The organism is Streptomyces sp. NPDC059255 (assembly GCF_042752355.1).
Taxonomy (GTDB): domain Bacteria; phylum Actinomycetota; class Actinomycetes; order Streptomycetales; family Streptomycetaceae; genus Streptomyces.
In genome coordinates, this window is the sequence record NZ_JBHYZP010000025.1 from 77,852 (window position 1) to 97,992 (window position 20,141).

The 20,141-nt window shown below is 72.3% G+C and carries 20 protein-coding genes; 14 read left to right on the forward strand and 6 right to left on the reverse strand.

Features of this window, described 5'->3' with window-relative positions; genetic code table 11:
- Positions 1-78: 78 nt before the first annotated feature.
- Positions 79-1,773: a urocanate hydratase gene (hutU, locus tag ACFXKG_RS26160; RefSeq protein WP_384843760.1), complete on the reverse strand. Its 1,695-nt coding sequence runs from the start codon at positions 1,771-1,773 to the stop codon at positions 79-81.
- A gap of 113 nt (positions 1,774-1,886) precedes the next feature.
- Between hutU and ACFXKG_RS26165 the strand changes: the two genes are divergently transcribed.
- From ACFXKG_RS26165 to ACFXKG_RS26185, 5 genes are all read left to right on the forward strand, one after another.
- A complete protein-coding gene (locus tag ACFXKG_RS26165; RefSeq protein ID WP_384843764.1) occupies positions 1,887-3,326 on the forward strand; it encodes a diaminopimelate decarboxylase in 1,440 nt (479 codons plus the stop codon).
- Between the two features lie 290 nt (positions 3,327-3,616).
- Complete coding sequence (locus ACFXKG_RS26170) at positions 3,617-4,132, forward strand: hypothetical protein (protein ID WP_384843767.1); 516 nt, start codon at positions 3,617-3,619, stop codon at positions 4,130-4,132.
- A 98-nt stretch (positions 4,133-4,230) separates the two neighbouring features.
- The gene (locus ACFXKG_RS26175; RefSeq protein WP_384843933.1) at positions 4,231-4,974 is read left to right on the forward strand and encodes a transcriptional regulator; all 744 of its coding nucleotides are present in this window, start codon (positions 4,231-4,233) and stop codon (positions 4,972-4,974) included.
- Between the two features lie 130 nt (positions 4,975-5,104).
- Positions 5,105-5,497, forward strand: coding sequence for a roadblock/LC7 domain-containing protein (locus tag ACFXKG_RS26180; protein ID WP_384843769.1), 393 nt, complete (start codon positions 5,105-5,107; stop codon positions 5,495-5,497).
- Positions 5,498-5,698: 201 nt separating this feature from the next.
- The gene (locus ACFXKG_RS26185) at positions 5,699-6,073 is read left to right on the forward strand and encodes a hypothetical protein (protein WP_365808339.1); all 375 of its coding nucleotides are present in this window, start codon (positions 5,699-5,701) and stop codon (positions 6,071-6,073) included.
- Between the two features lie 8 nt (positions 6,074-6,081).
- On the opposite strand, the gene ACFXKG_RS26190 is transcribed toward ACFXKG_RS26185, so the two are convergent.
- The 3 genes from ACFXKG_RS26190 to ACFXKG_RS26200 all read right to left on the reverse strand — a co-directional run bounded on the left by ACFXKG_RS26190 (position 6,082) and on the right by ACFXKG_RS26200 (position 9,387).
- A complete protein-coding gene (locus tag ACFXKG_RS26190; RefSeq protein ID WP_384843773.1) occupies positions 6,082-6,648 on the reverse strand; it encodes a hypothetical protein in 567 nt (188 codons plus the stop codon).
- Between the two features lie 130 nt (positions 6,649-6,778).
- On the reverse strand, positions 6,779-7,615 hold the full coding sequence (locus tag ACFXKG_RS26195) for a MurR/RpiR family transcriptional regulator (RefSeq protein WP_382894038.1): 837 nt from the start codon (positions 7,613-7,615) through the stop codon (positions 6,779-6,781).
- A gap of 11 nt (positions 7,616-7,626) precedes the next feature.
- Positions 7,627-9,387, reverse strand: a complete 1,761-nt coding sequence (locus ACFXKG_RS26200) for an aromatic amino acid ammonia-lyase (protein ID WP_384843776.1) — start codon at positions 9,385-9,387, stop codon at positions 7,627-7,629.
- A gap of 169 nt (positions 9,388-9,556) precedes the next feature.
- Here ACFXKG_RS26200 and ACFXKG_RS26205 point away from each other — a divergent pair, with 169 nt between their 5' ends.
- The 5 genes from ACFXKG_RS26205 to ACFXKG_RS26225 all read left to right on the forward strand — a co-directional run bounded on the left by ACFXKG_RS26205 (position 9,557) and on the right by ACFXKG_RS26225 (position 13,585).
- Positions 9,557-10,681 carry an ABC transporter ATP-binding protein gene (locus ACFXKG_RS26205; RefSeq protein ID WP_384843779.1) on the forward strand — a complete coding sequence of 375 codons (1,125 nt, stop codon included), beginning with the start codon at positions 9,557-9,559 and terminating at the stop codon, positions 10,679-10,681.
- Positions 10,678-11,343, forward strand: coding sequence for an ABC transporter permease (locus ACFXKG_RS26210; protein WP_365808332.1), 666 nt, complete (start codon positions 10,678-10,680; stop codon positions 11,341-11,343). Before ACFXKG_RS26205 ends, ACFXKG_RS26210 begins: the two co-directional genes overlap by 4 nt.
- A 6-nt stretch (positions 11,344-11,349) precedes the next feature.
- Positions 11,350-12,015 (forward strand): ABC transporter permease, encoded by a 666-nt coding sequence (locus ACFXKG_RS26215; protein ID WP_384843783.1) that lies wholly within the window; start codon positions 11,350-11,352, stop codon positions 12,013-12,015.
- A gap of 83 nt (positions 12,016-12,098) precedes the next feature.
- Positions 12,099-13,043 carry an ABC transporter substrate-binding protein gene (locus ACFXKG_RS26220; RefSeq protein WP_384843786.1) on the forward strand — a complete coding sequence of 315 codons (945 nt, stop codon included), beginning with the start codon at positions 12,099-12,101 and terminating at the stop codon, positions 13,041-13,043.
- A 122-nt stretch (positions 13,044-13,165) separates the two neighbouring features.
- On the forward strand, positions 13,166-13,585 hold the full coding sequence (locus ACFXKG_RS26225; RefSeq protein WP_384843789.1) for a hypothetical protein: 420 nt from the start codon (positions 13,166-13,168) through the stop codon (positions 13,583-13,585).
- A 353-nt stretch (positions 13,586-13,938) separates the two neighbouring features.
- Here the strand turns inward: ACFXKG_RS26225 and ACFXKG_RS26230 are convergent, their stop codons facing one another.
- Complete coding sequence (locus tag ACFXKG_RS26230) at positions 13,939-15,345, reverse strand: cystathionine beta-synthase (RefSeq protein ID WP_384843792.1); 1,407 nt, start codon at positions 15,343-15,345, stop codon at positions 13,939-13,941.
- A gap of 159 nt (positions 15,346-15,504) precedes the next feature.
- Here ACFXKG_RS26230 and ACFXKG_RS26235 point away from each other — a divergent pair, with 159 nt between their 5' ends.
- The 3 genes from ACFXKG_RS26235 to ACFXKG_RS26245 all read left to right on the forward strand — a co-directional run bounded on the left by ACFXKG_RS26235 (position 15,505) and on the right by ACFXKG_RS26245 (position 19,216).
- Complete coding sequence (locus ACFXKG_RS26235) at positions 15,505-16,587, forward strand: SGNH/GDSL hydrolase family protein (RefSeq protein ID WP_384843795.1); 1,083 nt, start codon at positions 15,505-15,507, stop codon at positions 16,585-16,587.
- 155 nt (positions 16,588-16,742) lie between these two features.
- Complete coding sequence (locus ACFXKG_RS26240) at positions 16,743-17,963, forward strand: acetyl-CoA C-acetyltransferase (protein ID WP_384843797.1); 1,221 nt, start codon at positions 16,743-16,745, stop codon at positions 17,961-17,963.
- A gap of 380 nt (positions 17,964-18,343) precedes the next feature.
- Positions 18,344-19,216 carry a hypothetical protein gene (locus ACFXKG_RS26245; RefSeq protein WP_384843936.1) on the forward strand — a complete coding sequence of 291 codons (873 nt, stop codon included), beginning with the start codon at positions 18,344-18,346 and terminating at the stop codon, positions 19,214-19,216.
- A 54-nt stretch (positions 19,217-19,270) separates the two neighbouring features.
- Here the strand turns inward: ACFXKG_RS26245 and ACFXKG_RS26250 are convergent, their stop codons facing one another.
- Positions 19,271-19,591 carry a hypothetical protein gene (locus tag ACFXKG_RS26250; RefSeq protein ID WP_384843800.1) on the reverse strand — a complete coding sequence of 107 codons (321 nt, stop codon included), beginning with the start codon at positions 19,589-19,591 and terminating at the stop codon, positions 19,271-19,273.
- Between the two features lie 158 nt (positions 19,592-19,749).
- On the opposite strand from ACFXKG_RS26250, the gene ACFXKG_RS26255 reads away from it, so the two are divergent.
- Positions 19,750-19,980 (forward strand): DUF4287 domain-containing protein, encoded by a 231-nt coding sequence (locus ACFXKG_RS26255; RefSeq protein WP_384843802.1) that lies wholly within the window; start codon positions 19,750-19,752, stop codon positions 19,978-19,980.
- Positions 19,981-20,141: the final 161 nt, after the last annotated feature.

Consider the following 20,141-nt stretch of genomic DNA (forward strand, 5'->3'; position numbering starts at 1 on the left):
ACTCCTGGGACGAGGCGGGCTCATGGGCGGAGGAAGGCTCCTGCGAGGAGGCGGGCTCGTGGGCGGAGGCGGGGGCCGTCATGCCGTGGCGCCCTCGGCCGGCGCGGCGGCGGCGGTCGCGTCCTCGCGCATGGGGACGCGGACGTCGCGCTCCTCGGCGACCGTCTCCGCGAGGTCGTACCCGGCGTCGACATGGCGGATGACGCCCATGCCCGGGTCGTTGGTGAGGACGCGGCGGATCTTCTCGCCCGCGAGCGGCGTCCCGTCGGCGACCGAGACCTGGCCCGCGTGGATCGAGCGGCCCATGCCGACGCCGCCACCGTGGTGGATGGAGACCCAGGAGGCACCGGAGGCGACATTGACCATGGCGTTCAGGAGCGGCCAGTCCGCGATGGCGTCGGAGCCGTCGAGCATGGCCTCGGTCTCGCGGTACGGGGAGGCGACCGAGCCGCAGTCCAGGTGGTCGCGGCCGATGACGAGCGGCGCGGCGAGTTCGCCGGAGGCGACCATGTCGTTGAAGCGCTCGCCCGCCTTGTCGCGCTCGCCGTAGCCGAGCCAGCAGATCCGGGCCGGCAGGCCCTGGAAGTGGACGCGCTCGCCCGCCATCTTGATCCAGCGGTGCAGGGATTCGTTCTCGGGGAAGAGGTCGAGGATCGCCCGGTCGGTCTTGTGGATGTCGGACGCCTCGCCGGAGAGCGCCGCCCAGCGGAACGGGCCCTTCCCCTCGCAGAAGAGCGGCCGGATGTAGGCGGGCACGAAGCCGGGGAAGGCGAAGGCGCGGTCGTATCCGGCCAGTTGGGCCTCGCCGCGGATGGAGTTGCCGTAGTCGAAGACCTCGGCACCCGCGTCCATGAAGCCGACCATCGCCTCGACGTGCCGGGCCATCGACTCACGGGCGCGCCGGGTGAAGTCGGCGGGCTTCTCGGCGGCGTACGAGGCCATGTCGTCGAAGTCGACGCCGATCGGCAGGTACGCCAGCGGGTCGTGCGCGGAGGTCTGGTCCGTGACGATGTCGACGGGCGCGCCCTCGGCGAGCATGCGCGGCAGCAGTTCGGCCGCGTTGCCGAGCAGCCCGATGGAGAGCGGACGGCGGGCGTCGCGCGCCTCGGTGGCGAGCTGGAGGGCGTGTTCCAGGCTGTCGGCCCGCACGTCGAGGTAGCGGTGCTCGATACGGCGGTCGATGGCGCGCGGGTCGCAGTCGACACAGATCGCGACCCCGTCGTTCATGGTCACGGCGAGCGGCTGCGCGCCGCCCATGCCGCCCAGACCGGCGGTGAGGGTGATCGTCCCGGCGAGCGTGCCGCCGAACTTCTTGGCGGCGACGGCGGCGAACGTCTCGTACGTCCCCTGGAGGATGCCCTGCGTGCCGATGTAGATCCACGACCCGGCCGTCATCTGGCCGTACATGGTGAGCCCGAGGGATTCGAGCCGGCGGAACTCCTCCCAGTTGGCCCAGTCGCCGACCAGGTTGGAGTTGGCGAGCAGCACGCGCGGCGCCCACTCGTGGGTCTGCATGACGCCCACCGGCCGGCCGGACTGGACGAGCATCGTCTCGTCCTGCTTGAGCGTGCGCAGCGTCCGCACCATGGCGTCGAAGGAGCGCCAGTCGCGGGCTGCCTTGCCGGTGCCGCCGTAGACGACGAGCTTGTCGGGGTGTTCGGCGACCTCGGGGTCCAGGTTGTTCTGGAGCATGCGGAGGGCCGCTTCCTGCTGCCATCCCAGGGCGCTCAGTTCCGTACCGCGCGGTGCCCGTACGGGCCGGGGTCCTGACATGGCGGGTGCCTCCTCCGTGACGCTCCTGTTGAACAATCTATTCACATCCTGACCGGATGAATAGAACTAGTCAACCACTGCGGAGCCGCCCACCGGATGATTGGCTGGCGCCCATGCCCTCAGACATGCCTTCGGCCCCGCCCCCGGACGCTCCGGGCGCTCCCTCCGGCGAGGATCCCGCCCGCTCCCCCGCCGCCCGTCGCGACCGCGCCGTACGGGCCGCCGTCGAGCAGGGGCTGGTCGGCGACGCGGCCCCGGTCGTCGCCCTGCTCGACGTGGCCGGGATCCGCGCCTCGGCCGCCGCGCTCCACGCCGCCTTCGCCGAGGTCACCGCGCCCGGCACGCCCGTACTGCACGCCTTCGCCGTCAAGGCCGCGCCCCTGGTGCCCGTACTGCGCCTGCTGGCCGCGGAAGGGATCGGCGCCGAGGTCGCGAGCCCCGGGGAGCTGGCGCTCGCACGGGCGGCGGGGGTACGGGCCGACCGCACCGTCCTCGACTCCCCCGCCAAGACCGCCGCCGAGCTGCGGGACGCCTTCGCCCTCGGTATCGCCGTCAACGCGGACAACCCGCAGGAGCTGGCCCGTATCGACGCGCTGGTCGGCTCGGCCGCCCGGGCCCCGGCCACCGGGTCCCCGGGCCCCGCCGCCTCACCCGTCCCGCCGTGCGGAGTGCGGGTCAATCCGCAGCTCGGCGCCGGTTCCATCGGGGCGCTGTCCACCGCCACCGCCACCTCCAAGTTCGGCGTCGCGCTGCGCGACGAGGGCGCCCGCGCCTGGGTGGTCCAGGCGTATCTGGACCGCCCCTGGCTCACCCGGCTGCACACCCACTCCGGCTCGCAGGGCATCCCTCTCGACCTGATGGCCCAGGGCGTACGGAGCCTCTACGAGCTGGCCGAGGAGATCAACGCGGCGGCCGGACGCCGGCAGATCGACACCCTCGACATCGGCGGCGGACTCCCGGTCAACTTCTCGTCCGACGAGGAGACGCCCACCTACGCCACGTACGCCCGGCTCCTCAAGGACACCGTGCCCGGACTGCTGGACGGGCGGTACGGGCTGGTGACGGAGTTCGGCCGTTCGCTGCTCGCCAAGCACGGCACCGTCCTGGCGCGCGTCGAGTACGCCAAGTCCGCCGGGGGCCGGCCCATCGCCGTGACCCACGCGGGCGCGCAGGTCGCCACCCGTACCGTCTACGCCCCGGCCTCCTGGCCACTGCGGATCGCCGCGTACGACGCCGGGGGCCGGCCCAGGACGGGGCCCGCCGTGGCCCAGGACATCGCGGGGCCGGCCTGCTTCGCGGGCGACCTGCTCGCCGAGAACCGGCCGATGCCCCTGCTGGAGCAGGGCGATCTCGTCGCCGCGCTCGACACGGGAGCGTACTTCTTCACCGCCCACTACTCCTACAACAGCCTTGCCAGGCCGGGGATTCACGGCTTTGTCGTGAAAGCGGGTACCGGCGGCGAGGTGCGCTTCGCTACCGTACGAGAACAGCAGACGACCGACGGGATCGTGGCCGAGTCGGGCGGCGCGTACGCCGACGCGCTGCTGGACTGAGCAGCGGGAGCACGGGCGCGAAAGCACGGGAACGACCGGACGGAAGCGGCCGGACGGAAGTGACCGGACCAGAACATCCGGGCAGGAGCGGACCGTACGGGACGTTCCGGGCGGGAACGACTCGGCGGGAACCACCAGATCCGGCCTTCTTCATATCAAGTACCTCGGAATCGCGTGCATGTTCCGATGGAAAATGCCAGAACGCCTCCCCCTCGCGCGGACGTTGCGTAATCTCGCGGTTACTGCTGTACGGCAGTGCGCCCGCACGCCCGTCTGGGAGGGGAGTCCGCGTGCCCGGAATCGATGCGTGCCTGGAAGAGGCCATGAGCCTACCGGGAGCGCGCGGCGCGGCGATCGTCGACTGGACGAGCGGGCTCGCCCTCGGCACGGCGGGCCAGTCGCCCAACGGCGACCACGAGGCCACGGCGGCCGAGACCGCCGAACTGGCGCGGGCCGCAGCCGAGTACACGGCCTTCGCCCCCGAACCGCCGGACAGATCCGCGTTACCCGGCGCGCCCGGCAGGACCGCCGGGGACCGCTCGGGCGGCCCGGGCGGCGGCACGCAGGGCGCGGACGCCGGTACGCGCGCGGGCGCGAGCGACGACGGCGAGGGGCAGGGCGGCAAAGGACCCCCCGTCCAGGACCTGATCGTCACCACCCGCACCGGCTATCACATCCTCAGCTTCGTCGAGACGACCTTCGACAGCAGCGTCTTCCTGCACCTCTGGATGGACCGCGACACCGGCAATCTCGCCCTCGCCCGGCTCCGCCTCGGCCGCCTCGCCGAACGGCTGGTGCTGGGATGACCGGCAGACCACAACCCCGTTCACCCGCCGCCACCTCCGCCTCCGTGTCCACGTCCCACGCCCCCGCAGCCTCCTCCGCCGCCTCCGTCGTCTCCCCGATGCTCGGGCGCCTCGCGGGCGAACGCGCCACCGGCGCCCTCCTGCGCGACCACGGCACGCTCTACCTCAGCGACGGCCGCGTCGTACACGCCGAGAGCCCCGCCGCCCCCGGCATCGACGTCCTCCTCACCGCCGGGGGCCGGCTGCCCCGGGCGGGGTGGGACGAGGCCGTGGACCGGGCGGGGACCCGCCGCGAGGTCGGCAGATTCCTCGTGGACAGCGGGTGGCTCCACAACGGCGAGCTGGAGATAGCCCACACAGGCGCGCTCTTCGACGCCGCCTTCTTCGCCCTCGCCCCCGCCAGCGGCCCCACCCGCTTCCGCTACGGAGCGGCCCACTGGATCGGCCCCGTACGGCCCGTCACGGCGTCGGCCGTGGAGCGCGAGACCCTGCGGCGGCGCGAACTCCTCGACCAGGTCTGGCCGTACGCCGCCGTCGACACCGCCCCCGTCGTCGCCCGAAGACCGGCGCCCGGCCAGGCGGTCACCCGGAGGCAGCGGGCCCTGCTGGAGCTGGCCGACGGCGTACGGACCCCGGTGGCGATCGCCTGGACGCTGGGACGGCCCGCGTTCCACACCCTTCTCGACATCCGCAGGCTGGCCGCCGCGGGTCTGGTCGAGACACCCGACGACCCGTCGTCGGCCCCCCACGCGACGGTTCCCTCCTGGGTCGCGACGGTCTCCGCGGCCCCGGACATCGCCCTGTTACGCCGGCTCCGTGACGCACTGGAGGCAACCCTGTGACTTTCCGCCCCATCCACCGAGACTCCGAGGGTCCCCGGCCGGGAGCGGGCCCGTACGGCCCGGTCCGAACAGGCCGAGCCACGGCGTCATGAGGCGTGCTCTGCGGGCGCGCGCCGAGAGGAGACAGCTGATGACAGCGGAGGCCGACGTACTCGGCGAACTCAGGCGCCTTCGGGCGCGCCTCCCGCAGCTCACCGGGTCCCTCGCGGCCAGTACCGACGGTCTGGTGCTGGCGCAGGACACCGCGGACGTGGAAGCCGAGGGGGTCGCCGCGCTCACCGCCGCCGCGCTCGGCGTCTCCATGCGGCTCTCGGACGCCACCGGGCAGGGCGCCTTCAAGGAGCTGCTGATCCGGGGCGAGCTGGGGTACGTCGCCACATACGCGGCGGGCTCCTCGGCGGTGCTGACCCTGCTGGCGGAGTCCAGGATCAACGTGGGCCGGCTCCATCTGGAGGCGCGCCGGTCGAGCGCCCGGATCGGGGAACTGGTCGACGGCGCCCTCGAACGGCTGGAGAACGCCTGACCCATGGCCTCCTCCAGCCCGCAGTGCCCCTCCGTTCCCTCCACCTCCTCGGGCTCCTCGGGCTCCTCGGGCTCCTCGGGCTCTTCGGGCTCCTCCGACTCCTTGAACCCCTCCACCCCCTCCCCCTCACGAAGAACACGCGCCCCCCGGGCGTCCGGAACTCCCCGGGCGTCCGTACGACGGAAAGGAAGTGCGACGTTCATGGCCAACACCGAAGCCGCTCTCAAAGAAGCGGTCACCGTCATCGAAGGGGCCCTCGGGGCCGCCCTCGTCGACTACTCCAGCGGCATGGCCCTCGGGACGGTCGGCGGCAGCAAGGATCTCGACCTGACCGTCGCCGCGGCCGGCAACACCGACGTGGTCCGGTCGAAGGTCCGCACGATGGAACTGCTCGGCCTCAAGGACGAGATCGAGGACATCCTGATCACGCTCGGGAACCAGTACCACCTGATCCGGCTGCTCAAGGGCCGCGGCAACAGCGGGCTCTTCCTCTACCTGGCGCTGGACAAGTCGCGGGCGAACCTGGCGATGGCCCGCCACCAGCTCAGCAAGATCGAGTCCGAGCTGGAGGTCTGACCACCGGTTCAGCGACGACGCCGTGCCCCGCCGGGCACGGCGTCGCCCGCGCCGAGACCCGTCGTCCGGTAACCCTTCACCTTCGCGCCGACGGGCCGCCCGGCTCCGGCCCAGTCCGTACGGACCCACAGCAGCGCGTCGTCCCGCTCCTCGCGCCGCCCCAGCCAGGCCGCCTTGAGCCACAGCCCGGCGCCCGCGCCCGCGAGGGCGGGCCCGGCGGCGGCCGGCAGCACGAACGAACTCGCCACGGCGGCGAGGAAGGCCGCCAGCAGCCACCACCGGTGGGCGCGCCGCCAGTTCCGCGCCGTCACGGCCCGGTCCTGGAGGAAGTCGAACTTCCCGGCGCGCGTCGCCGCGTCCGCCCACCCGGTGTACCGGCGCCGCCGTACGAGAGCGACGGCCACCGCGCACACCACGAAGAGCGCGGCGCCCGCGTACCCGCCGACGCGGCGTCCGGTCATCCCGGGCAGCAGCAGCCCGATCCCGGTGGCGAGCACCCCCAGCCACCACAAGGGGGCCGCCCCGGCCCGTACGACCACCGCCACCCGTGCCAGAGACTGTCCCGCGCGCCCCACGACCTACCCGCCTCCTCAAGCGTGCTGCCCAACCGTGTGGCGGCAGGTTAGTGACGGACTCTGAGCGTTTCCTGAGAACGAGGAATCCTCACCCACGAAAAGCTTCACGAAGAGCCCCTCCAAAAGGCCCTCACTCCACGAAGAGTCCCCGCGCCGACGCCCGCGCGTCGAACTCCTCCAGCCGCGCCTGCGCGTCCGGCAGCCCGTCGCACATCGCCTCCAGCAGCACCCGGCCCAGCAGCATCGGCGCGCACGCCGTGTCGAAGGCGAGGCCCGTGCCGACCGCCGCCGGGATCAGCAGGTCGCTGTGGGCGGCGACCGGGGCGAACGCCGAGTCCGCGACCGTCACCACCGTGAGCCCCGCCGAGCGCGCGTAGGCCAGCGCCTCCACGACCTCCTTCGGATGGCGCGGCAGCGCGAAGCAGAGCAGCGCGCTCGCGCCCGCGCTCCTCGCCGTGTCGATCCGGTCGGGGAGCATCGTGCCGCCCTCGTCCAGCAGCCGTACGTCCGGGTGGACCTTGGCCGCGAAGTAGGCGAAGCCGCGCGCCTGCGAGGAGGCCGCGCGCAGCCCGAGCACCGGCAGCGGGCGCGAGTCCGCGAGGAGCCGGCCCGCGCGCTCCACGGGCGCGGGATCGGCGAGGAGGTCGGCGAGCCGGCGCAGATTCTCGATCTCGCCGCGTACGGCCTGCTGGTACTCGTTGTACGGGGTCTCCCCCTCCGCCCGTTCGCCCGGTGAGACCTCCCGCAGGTGCCGGCGCAGCGCCGGGTAGCCGTCGAAGCCGAGCGCGACCGCGAAGCGGGTGACGGAGGGCTGGCTGACCCCGGCCAGCTCCGCCAGTTCGACGCTGGACAGGAACGGCGCGTCCACTGCCTGGCGCACCATGCTGTGCGCGATGCGCCGCTGCGTGGGCGTGAGGCGGTGGCCCTCGAAGAGCTGCTGGAGCCGGGCGGCGGGGCTGTCGCTCATGCGCGTTTCCCTCAATTCCCTTCCTGGGGTCGGTCGTGGCGCGGGGGGCCGTACCGGTCCAGGTACGGGTCGGGGTCCGTCGTCGTGGCCGGCGGGTGGGTGGTCAGGTCGTTCGCCAGCTCCGTGAACCGGTCGAGCAGTGCGGCCGCCGCCGTCACATCATCGGTCAACGGCCGGTCCTCCACCGCCTCGTCGAGCACGGACTCGGCCAGCGCGAACGCCCTGCCCACCGGCAGATCGGGCTCGGGCCGCAACCCGCGCTGGCGCAACGTCCTTACGGCGGCGACGAGTTCACAGCCGACGACCAGCCGGTACGGGGCGGCGAGACGGAGGGTCTGGCGGGCGGCCAGGGAGGCGAAACTGGCCTGTTCCTCCACGCCCCGCGAGAGCACCGCGTGGCCGAGCGAGGCGGGCGCGGAGAACGCCCGCAGGTCGCCGAGGGCCGCGCCGGCCGCGTACTCCAGGATCATCACGCCGGAGCTGGCGGGCTCCGCGTCGGCGAGGAAGGGCCGCAGCCGGGTGAAGCCCGGCTCGTTGAGCGCGGAGAGCCGGGAGGTGGAGAGCCGCGCGGTCTGGACGAGCGAGAGCCTGAAGTGGTCCAGCGCCAGGGCGATCTGCGCCAGGTAGAAGCCGCCGTGGTGGTAGGCGGCGGGCACGGGGTCCTCGTCCGTGCCGGGACGGATCAGCGGGTTCTCGGCGGCGGCGTTGATCTCGACGGCGAGCGCCCGCTCCAGCGCGTCGGCGGCGTCCCGCGCCGGGCCGTGGATCTGCGGGACGCAGCGGAAGCCGTACGGGTCCTGGATGCGGCCGAGCGGCGGCCCCGGCCGTTCGGGGGCGCCGAGGATCGCGCGCAGGTCGGCGGCGACGGCGTACGAGCCGGGGTGGTGGCGCGCGGCGTGCACGGGCTCCGCGTACGCCTCGTACGAGCCGTCGACGGCCAGCAGGGAGAGCGCGGCGACGAGTTCGGTGGCGGCGACGAGGCGGCGCAGTTCGTGCAGGGCGAGCGCGGCCTGGCCGAGGGTCAGGGCGTTGCTGCTGATCAGGGCGAGGGCGTCGTTGTTGTCGAGCGGCTGGGCGGCGGGCGGCGGTCCGGTCCGCCCGGGGTGCTCGTCGGTGAGCTGCCAGGGGTGCTCCCCGGCGAGGGCGAGGCCCATCTGCGCGAGGGCGGCGATGTCCCCCGTGCCGACCGAGCCGAATTCGTGCACCAGCGGGTACGCGCCGGTCTCCAGGGCGTCGCAGAGGGCGGTGACGACGGTGGGCCGCAGCCCGGCGCCGCCCGCCAGGAGCTGGTTGGCGCGGACGGCGAGCATGGCGCGGACCTCGCGGGCGGGCAGCGGTTCCCCTATGGCACCGGCGTGACTCCGCAGCAGGCGCAGCCCGTGGTCGGCCGCCGCCTCGGTGGGCACGGCTTCGGTACGGTTGGCGCCGACGCCGGTGGAGCGCCCGTACACCCGCCCCGAAGCGGCCAGCTCGCGGGCGGTGTGCCAGCTCCGCTCGACCCGCTTGATCGCCTCGGTCCCGGGGACGGGACGGGCGGCGCCGTCGGCCAGCCGGACGATGTCGGAGACCGGGAGGCTCTGTCCGTCGAGCACGACGATGGACGGGACGTACGGGACAGACGGAACAGCCGGAATGAACGGAATCGACGGAATCGACGGAGTCAGCTGATTCGACGGATTCGCGGGATCCGACGGATTCGACGGAGTGGCCGAAGCGGCCGGACCGGTACCCCCGTCCCCATCCCGTGGATCCATCATGCGGGACGACATCATGCTCAAAATCCCTCTTTTCGGACCTCGCGTCTCGCCCTGCGGTCTTCCGTAACCTGTGATTTACCCGCAGGCATTGACAATCTATTCAGGGAACAAGAACTCTGCATGACTATATGCAGCGAGGCAAGAGACGCGGGCACGAGACGCGGGGCGACTCAAGGGACTACTGATGATCACATTCGACGCGGTGAACAAACGCTTCCCCAACGGCACCACGGCGGTCCACGACCTGACGCTGGAGATGCCCGAGGGCGGCATCACCGTCCTGGTCGGCTCCTCCGGGTGCGGCAAGACCACCACGCTCCGCATGATCAACCGCATGGTCGACCCGACCTCCGGCACGATCAGGCTGGGCGGCAAGGACATCCTCGACCAGGACGCCGCCGAGCTGCGGCGCGGCATCGGCTACGTCATCCAGCAGTCCGGGCTCTTCCCGCACCGCACGGTCCTGGACAACATCGCGACCGTGCCCCTGCTGCTCGGCTGGGGCCGCAAGAAGGCCCGGAGCCGGGCGGCGGAGCTGCTGGAGACGGTGGGGCTGGCGGCCGACGCCGGCAAGCGCTACCCGCACCAGCTCTCCGGCGGCCAGCAGCAGCGCGTCGGCGTGGCCAGGGCGCTCGCCGCCGACCCGCCGGTGCTGCTGATGGACGAGCCCTTCGGCGCGGTCGACCCGGTCGTACGGACGCAGCTCCAGGACGAGCTGCTCCGCCTCCAGCAGGAGCTGAACAAGACCATCGCGTTCGTCACGCACGACATCGACGAGGCGGTACGGCTCGGTGACCGCATCGCCGTCTTCCGCACGGGCGGCCATCTCGTCCAGTGCGCCGCCCCGGCCGAACTGCTGGCCCGCCCGGCGGACGCGTTCGTCGCGGACTTCCTCGGCGCGGAGCGCGAGCTGAAGCTGCTCTCGCTGACGACGCTCGCCCAGGTGCCGGTGGAGCGGGCGACGACCGTACGGGAGGACGAGCCGGCGCCGGCGCGCGGCAGCGGGCCGCGCCTGGTCGTCACCGCGAAGGGCGAGCCACTGGGCTGGCTGGACCCCGACGCGGCCCCCGGCTCCGGCACGGCGCGCGAGGCGCTCCTCGCCCCCGTACGGCCGCTGCGCGACACGGACTCGCTGCTCGCGGCGCTGAACGCGTCGATCGCCTCGCCCACGGGGCTCATAGCCAGGGTCGACACGGAGGGCGTGCTGACGGGGGTCACCTCGCGCGAGGCGGTCCACGACCACGCCGGGCGCAGCCACCGCGCGGCGTCGACGGCCACCGACACGGCGGCCAAGGACGGAGCCGCATGACCATCCAATGGTCGTGGATCTCCGACCACGCGGGCGACCTCGCCACCCTCACCCTCTCGCACCTCCAGGCCGCCCTCACCGCCGTCCTGCTCGGGCTGCTGATCTCCCTCCCCCTCGCCGTCCTGGCGCACCGGGTGCGCCCGCTGCGCGGGTTCCTGCTGGGGCTCTCCAACGTGCTGTTCACGATCCCGTCCATCGCGGTCTTCGTGCTGCTGCTGCCCGTCTCCGGGCTGACCAGGACCACCACCGTGATCGGCCTGACGATCTACACCCTGGTCGTCCTCCTGCGGAACACGGTCGAGGGGCTCGACTCCGTACCGGCCAAGGCCCGCGAGGCCGCCACCGCGATGGGCACGCGCCCGCTCCGTACGCTCCTCACCGTCGAGCTGCCGCTCGCGCTCCCCGTGATCATGGCGGGGGTGCGGATCGCCACGGTCATGTCGATCTCGCTCGTCAGCGTCGCCACGTACATCGGTGACGGCGGCCTCGGGCAGCTCTTCACCGACGGGTTCCAGCGCAACTTCCCCACCCCCGTGGTGGCCGGCGTCGTACTGACGCTGCTGCTCGCGCTGGTCGCGGACGCGGCTCTGGTCGGCGTGCAGTACGTACTCACGCCCTGGACGAGACGTCCCGGCCGTCCCAAGGCGAGCGGAAAGGTCTGACCCGGCATGTACGAACTCTTCAAGAACCTCGGCACCTGGCTGACCGCGAGCGAGCAGTGGGCGGGAGCCGACGGCATCGGCCACCGGCTCGCCGAGCATCTTGAGTACTCGCTGCTCGCGACCCTGATCGCCGCCGTGATCGCGCTCCCCGTCGGGCTGCTGATCGGGCACACGGGGCGCGGCGCGTTCCTCGCCATCAACCTGGCCTCCTTCGGCCGCGCGCTGCCGACGGTCGGTCTGGTCGTGCTGGTCTTCCTGGCCAGCGGGCTCTCCATGACACCGGTGTACGTGGCGCTGGTGGCCCTCGCGGTCCCGTCGATCGTGACGAACACGTACGCGGGGATGAGCGCGATCGACCCGGAGGTGAAGGACGCGGCACGGGGGCAGGGCATGCGCGGCCGTCAGGTCCTCCTCCAGGTCGAGATCCCGCTCGCGCTGCCGCTGATCATGACCGGGCTGCGGCTCGCGCTGATCCAGGTGGTGGCGACGGCGACGATCGCCGCGTACGTCAGCTTCGGCGGCCTGGGCCGGTACGTCTTCGACGGCCTGGCGCAGCGTGACCTCGTCCAGGTGCTGGGCGGGGCGGTGCTGGTCGCGGTGGTCGCCGTCGTGCTGGACCTGGCGCTCTCCGGGCTCCAGCGCCTCCTGTTCCGCCACCGCACGCCCGCCTGACGCGGCGACCGGTTCCCACCGCCCCCGCGACCCTCACCCCCTCCGTACACCCCCTTCCGGGAGAGCTTCCAATGAACGCACCGATGAACCGGCGAACCCTCCTCGGCGGCCTGTTCGCCGCGGCCTCCGTCCCCGTGCTCGCCGCGTGCAGCGGCGGCATCACCTCCCTCGACGGCCAGAGCTCCGGCGGCGGGAACGGAGGCGGCGGTTCCAGCGCGGACGGCCTCACCATCGGCACCGCCAACTTCACCGAGAACCAGATCCTCGGCTACCTCTACGCCTCCGTCCTCGGCGCCGCCGGGGTGAAGACGAAGGTCCGCCCCAACCTCGGCACCCGCGAGATCCTCATCCCCGCGCTCAAGGGCGGGGACATCGATCTGCTCCCCGAGTACCAGGGCGCCCTGCTGCACTACCTCTCCCCCAAGGCCACCGCCACGGAGGAGGGCGAGATGCAGAACGCCCTGGCCGTCGCCCTCCCCGCGGGGCTCCAGGTCCTCCCGTACGGGAAGGCCGAGGACTCCGACGCCTTCGCCGTCACCCGCGCGACCGCCGAGAAGTACGGCCTCACGACGCTGGCGGACCTGAGGAAGCAGAACGGGAAGCTGGTCATCGGCGCCGCGCCCGAGGTGAAGAAGCGGGTGGTGGGGGTCGTGGGGCTCAAGGAGGTCTACGGGGTGGAGTTCAAGGAGTTCAAGTCGCTGGACTCCTCGGGACCGCTGGTCAAGGGGGCGCTGAAGAAGGGGGACGTGGACGTCGCGAACCTGTTCACCACGGACACCGACATCGCCGCCGAGGGCTGGGTGGTGCTCACCGACCCGAAGAACCTCATCCCCGGCCAGCACATCGTCCCCCTGATCGCCGACCGCAAGGCCGACTCCACCGTGCGCAAGGCGCTGGCGGAGCTGGGCAACGCGCTGTCGACGGAGGACCTGACGGAGCTGAACCGCAAGGTCGACAAGGACAAGAAGGACCCGGAGGACGTGGCGCGGGCGTGGACGGCCGAGCGGGGCCTGACGAAGAAGGCCTGAGTACGAACCGGCGCTCAGGGCCCCGGGGTCCTCGGGTGTAACCGGGGTCCTCGGGTGTACCGCAGGCGAAGACGGGGGTTAGCCCCAATGACCGGGGCCCGCCCGCTCCGTACCGTACCGGTATGGAAGCCCGCGACCCTGAGCTCAAGAAGGAACTCGACGCCACGCTCCAGGCCCGCAGCGAGCTGGGAGCCGATTACGACTCCGCGCTCATCGAGTCGTTCCTGGAGAAAGTGGAACAGCGTCTGGACAGCACGGTCGACCGCCGCGTCCGGCGCCAACTCGCGGAGAAGCAGATGGTCGCCGCCCGTGGCAGCGCGCCGTCGGCCGTCCCCGTGGAAGGGTTCGGGGAGCGCTTCGGGTTCGGTCTCGTCTCCCTCGTCCTCGCCGTCCCGCTCACCGCGATCGCCGTGGTGAACGCGGATTTCAAGGGCCTGGTCGTCTGCTGGATCGGCATCGTCGCGGTCAACGCGGTGCACGCCTCGCGCGGCGTGCCGTGGCCGTCCCGGCGGCAGCGTACGGAGTCCGACTGGGAGGGTTGAGGCGGCTGCGGCGGCTGAGGCGGAGCAGAGCGGACCGGGGGACGAGCGCCTCGCCGGGGAGATAGTCGCGGGGACCGCCGCACCCCCGTTACCGGGGGGCGGGACGACGGCGGTCCCCGCGAGGGACACGGTCCGGGTCAGGGCCGGTTGCCGTGTCCTGGCGTCCATGGAGGTCCGGGAGCCGCTCCGGAGGTCCTTGACGCCGACAACAACGACTATGCAGGGCGCGTGTTAAGCGGGTGCTGCGTGGACGTGTCGCGCTCGTACCACTTTCGCGAACCCGAGATTCCGCATGACCCTTGACAGCTCGTCGACGGGTGTGTGGGCGGCCGGATCCGGCCGCCCACAGGTGGCTACTTCGCGCCGCCGGCCAGGCCGCCGGCGAGGTACGCCAGCAGATCCTGCCTGCTCACCACCCCTGTCGGCTTCCCCTCGACCAGGACGATCGCCGCGTCCGCGCCGTCCGCGCCGCTCAGTGCGGCCATCAGATCGGCCACCGGCTCGCCCGAGCCGACCTGCGGCAGCGGGGAGGACATGTGCTTGTCCAGCGGGTCGCCGAGCGAGGCGCGCTGGGTGAACAGCGCGTCCAGCAGCTCCCGCTCCACCACCGAGCCGATGACCTCCGCGGCCATCACGTCGGGGTGGCCGGCGCCCGGCTTCACGATCGGCATCTGGGAGACGCCGTACTCCCGGAGGACGTCGATCGCCTCACCCACGGTCTCCTCGGGGTGCATGTGGACGAGCGCCGGGACCGGGCCCGCCTTGTGGCGCAGGACGTCCCCGACGCTCGCGGTGTCGCCCTCGTGGTCCAGGAAGCCGTAGTCGTTCATCCACTCGTCGTTGAAGATCTTGCTGAGGTAGCCGCGGCCGCTGTCCGGCAGCAGCACGACCACGACGTCGTCGGGGCCGAGCCCCTCCGCGACCTTCAGCGCCGCGACGACGGCCATCCCGCAGGAGCCGCCGACGAGCAGGCCCTCCTCCTTGGCGAGGCGGCGCGTCATCCGGAAGGAGTCCTTGTCGGACACGGCGACGATCTCGTCCGTGACCGTACGGTCGTACGCCGTCGGCCAGAAGTCCTCACCGACGCCCTCGACCAGGTACGGACGCCCGGAGCCGCCGGAGTAGACGGACCCCTCGGGGTCGGCGCCGACGATCCGTACGTGACCGCCGCTCTTCTCCTTCAGGTAGCGCCCGGTGCCGGAGATCGTGCCGCCCGTGCCGACGCCCGCGACGAAATGGGTGATCCTCCCGTCGGTCTGGTCCCACAGCTCGGGACCGGTGGTCTCGTAGTGCGAGCGCGGGTTGTTCGGGTTGCTGTACTGGTCCGGCTTCCAGGCGCCCGGCGTCTCACGCACCAGCCGGTCGGAGACGTTGTAGTACGAGTCGGGGTGGTCGGGGTCGACCGCCGTCGGGCAGACGACGACCTCGGCGCCGTACGCGCGCAGTACGTTGATCTTGTCCGTGGAGACCTTGTCCGGGCAGACGAAGATGCACTTGTAGCCCTTCTGTTGGGCCACGATGGCGAGGCCGACGCCCGTGTTGCCGCTCGTCGGTTCGACGATCGTGCCGCCGGGCTGCAGTTCGCCGCTCTCCTCGGCCGCTTCGATCATGCGCAGGGCGATCCGGTCCTTGACCGAGCCGCCGGGGTTGAAGTACTCGACCTTGGCCAGGACTGTCGCCTGAATGCCTTCGGTCACGCTGGTCAGCTTCAGCAGCGGGGTGTTGCCGACCAGGCTGATCATCGAGTCGTGGAATTGCACCGTTGTCTCCGGGGTCTCCGTGATGGTCCGGCCAGCGTATGCGCCCGCGGGCGGGATTGGGTGACCGTCCTCACGGGGCAATGAGCTGGTGTATGTACTCGTGCGTAGCACGACGAGCGGGACGACGAGGAGGTGGCTCGCGCTGTGTCAAGGGCGAGGGTGGCACGACGGATCGCGGCGGGCGCGGCCTACGGCGGCGGATCCATCGGCCTGCTGGGAGCGGCGGGCATCGGGGTGGTACTGGCGGAGGTCCAGCTGGCGAAGCGGTCGGTGGGCGGCGGGACCGCCCCCGTACCGCCCAGCGGCGACGGCTGGTACGGACTGGCCTTCGGCCACACGGAGCCGCTGCGGATGGGCATTCTGGGTGACTCCACGGCGGCGGGACAGGGCGTACGACGGGCCGGGCAGACCCCGGGGGCGCTGCTGGCCTCGGGGCTCGCGGCGGTCGCGGAGCGCCCGGTCGACCTGCGGAACGTGGCGCTGCCCGGGGCCCGGTCGGACGATCTGGAGCGGCAGGTGAGTCAGCTCCTGACGGCACCGGGCCCGTGGGCGAACCCTGGCCGCGGTTCCGGCCCCGGGGGCGGTTCGGGCCCCGGATCCGGTTCCGTCGCGGACCGCGTCCCGGACGTCTGCGTGATCATGATCGGCGCGAACGACGTCACGCACCGGATGCCGGCCACCGAGTCCGTACGGTGCCTGGCCGCGGCGGTCCGGCGGCTGCGCACGGCCGGCGCGGAGGTGGTCGTCGGAACCTGCCCGGATCTCGGCACGATCGAGCCGGTGTACCAGCCGCTGCGCTGGCTCGCCCGGCGCGCGAGCCGGCAGCTGGCCGCGGCGCAGACGATCGTGGCGGTGGAGCAGGGCGGCCGTACGGTCTCGCTGGGCGACCTGCTGGGCCCCGAGTTCGCGGCGAACCCGCGTGAGCTGTTCGGCCCGGACAACTACCACCCCTCGGCGGAGGGGTACGCGACCGCCGCCATGGCGGTGCTGCCCACGCTCTGCGCGGTGCTCGGCCTGTGGCCGGAGACGGACCGCCTCGACGCCGCGCGCGACGAGGACCTGCTGCCGGTCGCGAAGGCGGCCTCGGCGGCGGCGTCCCGGGCCGGTACGGAGGTCACGGGCGTCCGGGCACCGTGGGCCCTGCTCAAGCACCGGCGCAGGCGCCACCCGCTGCCCACGCCCGCGGAGGCGACCCCGGAGGACCCGAGCACTGCGGAGGCGCACGGGGTCCGGGAGTCGTGAGGTCCAGGAAACAGGAACAAGGACAGGAACAAGGACAGGAACAGGTGAGCAAGCGCTTAGAAAAGAGGCCCGCATCACATGCCGCACTGGGTGACCCGTGCACTACGTACGGGTAACTTCCCAGTGAGTTCTACCCCCGCACCCTTGGAGCCGTGATGCCCGAAGCCGTGATCGTCTCTGCCGCCCGGTCCCCGATCGGCCGGGCCTTCAAGGGCTCGCTCAAGGAGCTGCGCCCCGACGACCTGACCGCCACGATCGTCCGCGCCGCGCTCGACAAGATCCCCGAGCTCGACCCCCGCGACATCGACGACCTGATGCTCGGCTGCGGCCTGCCGGGCGGCGAACAGGGCCACAACCTCGGCCGGATCGTCGCCGTACAGCTCGGTATGGACCACCTTCCCGGCTGCACGATCACCCGCTACTGCTCCTCGTCGCTCCAGACCTCCCGGATGGCCCTGCACGCCATCAAGGCGGGCGAGGGCGACGTCTTCATCTCGGCGGGCGTCGAGATGGTCTCCCGCTCCGTCAACGGCTCCTCGGACGGCATGCCGGGCACCCACAACCCGCTCTTCGCGGACGCCGAGGCCAGGACCGCGGCGGTGGCGCAGAGCGAGGGCGCGGACTGGCACGACCCGCGCGCCGACGGCCTGCTCCCCGACGCGTACATCGCGATGGGGCAGACCGCCGAGAACCTGGCCCGGCTGAAGGGCGTCACGCGCGCGGACATGGACGAGTTCGGCGTACGGTCCCAGAACCTCGCCGAGCAAGCCCTCAAGAACGGCTTCTGGGAGCGTGAGATCACCCCGGTGACCACGCCGGACGGCACGGTCGTCACGGCGGACGACGGGCCTCGCGCGGGCGTCACCCTGGAGGGCGTACAGGGCCTCAAGCCCGTCTTCCGCCCCGACGGACGGATCACGGCGGGCAACTGCTGCCCCCTCAACGACGGCGCCGCCGCGCTCGTGATCATGTCGGACACGAAGGCGCGCGAGCTGGGCCTGACCCCGCTGGCCCGGATCGTCTCCACCGGCGTCACCGGCCTGTCGCCGGAGATCATGGGATACGGCCCGGTCGAGGCATCCCGGCAGGCACTCTCCCGCGCCGGCCTGACCATCGGCGACATCGACCTGGTGGAGATCAACGAGGCGTTCGCCGCGCAGGTCATCCCGTCCTACCGGGACCTGGACATCCCCCTGGAGAAGCTGAACGTCAACGGCGGCGCGATCGCCGTGGGCCACCCCTTCGGCATGACCGGCGCGCGCATCACCGGCACACTGATCAACAGCCTCCAGTTCCACGACAAGCAGTTCGGCCTGGAGACGATGTGCGTCGGGGGCGGGCAGGGCATGGCGATGGTGATCGAGCGGCTGAGCTGAGGCGCAGCGGAGGGTAGGGGTCGCCCGAGGCACGAGGGCGGCACCTGCCCGCAGCGGAGGCGAAGCTCAGCGCGACCGAAAACACGAGCGGCTCAGCTGAAGGGCTCACCCACCCCCACACTCACCCAATGTGATCATCCGGTTCGGGAAAGCGACGACCGCGCCCCCCGATCCCCAGTCGTGACTGAATCTCCCCCAGGATGTGACCTATGCCCGGGGGAGATTCGTTTGCCCTGGTCAGGACCTTGAAGCGCCGATACGTAAGGCCGAAAGACCTGTCCATTTCATGACGTAATGCACTGCCGGGCGGTACTCGCCCGCGACAAGCTGAGGTAGGAAGTCGGGGGTATCGATCGGAACGGGAGTAGTCAGTGAGCACCATGTCTCTTGCCCTGCTGCTGACCACGGCCACCGCCACGGCCGTGGGTGTCGCTGCACTGCACGCCGCTCACTCGCTGCGTCGGCAGGTCAGCGCCCTCCGTGGCGAGCTGGCCGCGGTGCACCCCGGTGGGTTCGCCGCCGCTGTCCCGCAGGCCAGAAGCGCCACCGACCCCGCCCAGGCCGACGCCATCCGCGGCGCCGTCGCCGAGGCCCTCGCCGAGGAGCGGGAGCGCGAGCTGGCCGAGGCCCGGGCCTTCTGGGCCGCGCAGGAGGCGCGCGACGCCACCGACGCCCCGTCGATGCTGGGCGGGCTCTCCGGACTCGGCACCGAGGAGACGCCGTTCTACGTGCCGCGCCAGATGGACTTCGTCGGCCTGGAGTCGCTGGAGGCCCTGGAAGCGCTGGACCTGGACGCCACGGAGGCGTTCGACGGCGGCATGAGCGAGGCCGTCGAGTTCGCGGAGGACTCGCCCGAACTGGCCGCCGCGCGCCGCCGCCACCCCTCGCACCCGGACTTCGTCCCCGTGCAGACCCCGGTCGTCACCGACCACGAGCGCACCGTCGCCCGGCTGGAGGAGCTGGCCAGGACGCGTACGGCGCTGGCCGACGTCCGCCCGGGTCCGCTGGGCACGCTCGACGTCTACGTCTTCGCGGACGGTACGACGCTGTGCATGACCCCCGGCCACCGTGAGACCGCCGAGCGGCTCTCCGACGCGCTGCGCGAGGGCGAGGCCCCGTTCCTGCTGGGCGGGTCCGGTGTCTCGGGCGCGTACACCCTGACGTTCTCCTGCGGCGGCGACAGCTACCCGCACGACGACGCCGGCGCCGAGCACATCTACATCCTCGCGGACCGCGTCATAGCCTCGCTCTGACCCCCGCCGCCCCGTCCGGAGCGACGCCTCGGAGCAACGCTCCAGCGCGACGCCTCAGAGCGCCGCCTCGGCGACCGTCTTCTCCACCGACCGTACGGCCTCGTCCAGTTCCGCCTCGGACGGGGCCGTTCGCAGCGCCTCGGTCAGGTCGCCGGCCGCGACCGCGAGCTGGTCGGCGACGGCGAAGACACCGGCGTCCGGCATGATCCGCGGTTCCGTCCCCGGGCTCTCCAGCCGCTGCGCCCGTACGGACAACTCCCTGGCCAGTCCCAGCGCGCGGGCCGCGGCGCCGCGCTGGAGCCGGCTCTGCGGGGCGGCCCTCAGCCGGTCGGCGAAGCGGTCCACGGCAGTTGTCAGCGGCGTTGTATCGAGCACCCGCCCGACCCTACGCGGCCCCCGGGGCGCGGGGCCACCGGCTTGCCAACAGCCCTTGCCAACACGTCCCGGCTCAGGCACGGTGGGCGTAAAGGACCAGAAGGACCGAAAGGATCCGTCCAGAAGGCCCTGTAAGCGCAGAGCGTCCGGAGGCGCCGATGTCCCTTGTCTTCTCCGAAGAGACCCATCGCAATCTGCTCGCACGTATCCCCCATTGCACCGGTCGTGAGATCTCCGACTGGCTCCGCACCGTCGAGGACGGCCCATCCCTTGTCCGTTTCGAGGAGAAGGTGAGCTGGCTGCGGAGTGAGCACGACCTCGCGTACGGACACGCGAAAGCGATCGTCCACGAGTACGACCTGAGGCGCGCGGCGCGCCGCTTCTCCTAGGCCGGCCCGTTCCGGCAGCCGACACAGCCGCCAACACATCCGACACATCCGACCGACAACACGACGGAGGGGTGGGGGGGGGGGGGGGGGGGGGGCCGCCCCCCGCCCCCCCCCCGCCCGGGCGGGCCCGCGGGCGGGGGGGGGGGGGGTGGTGGGTTGTT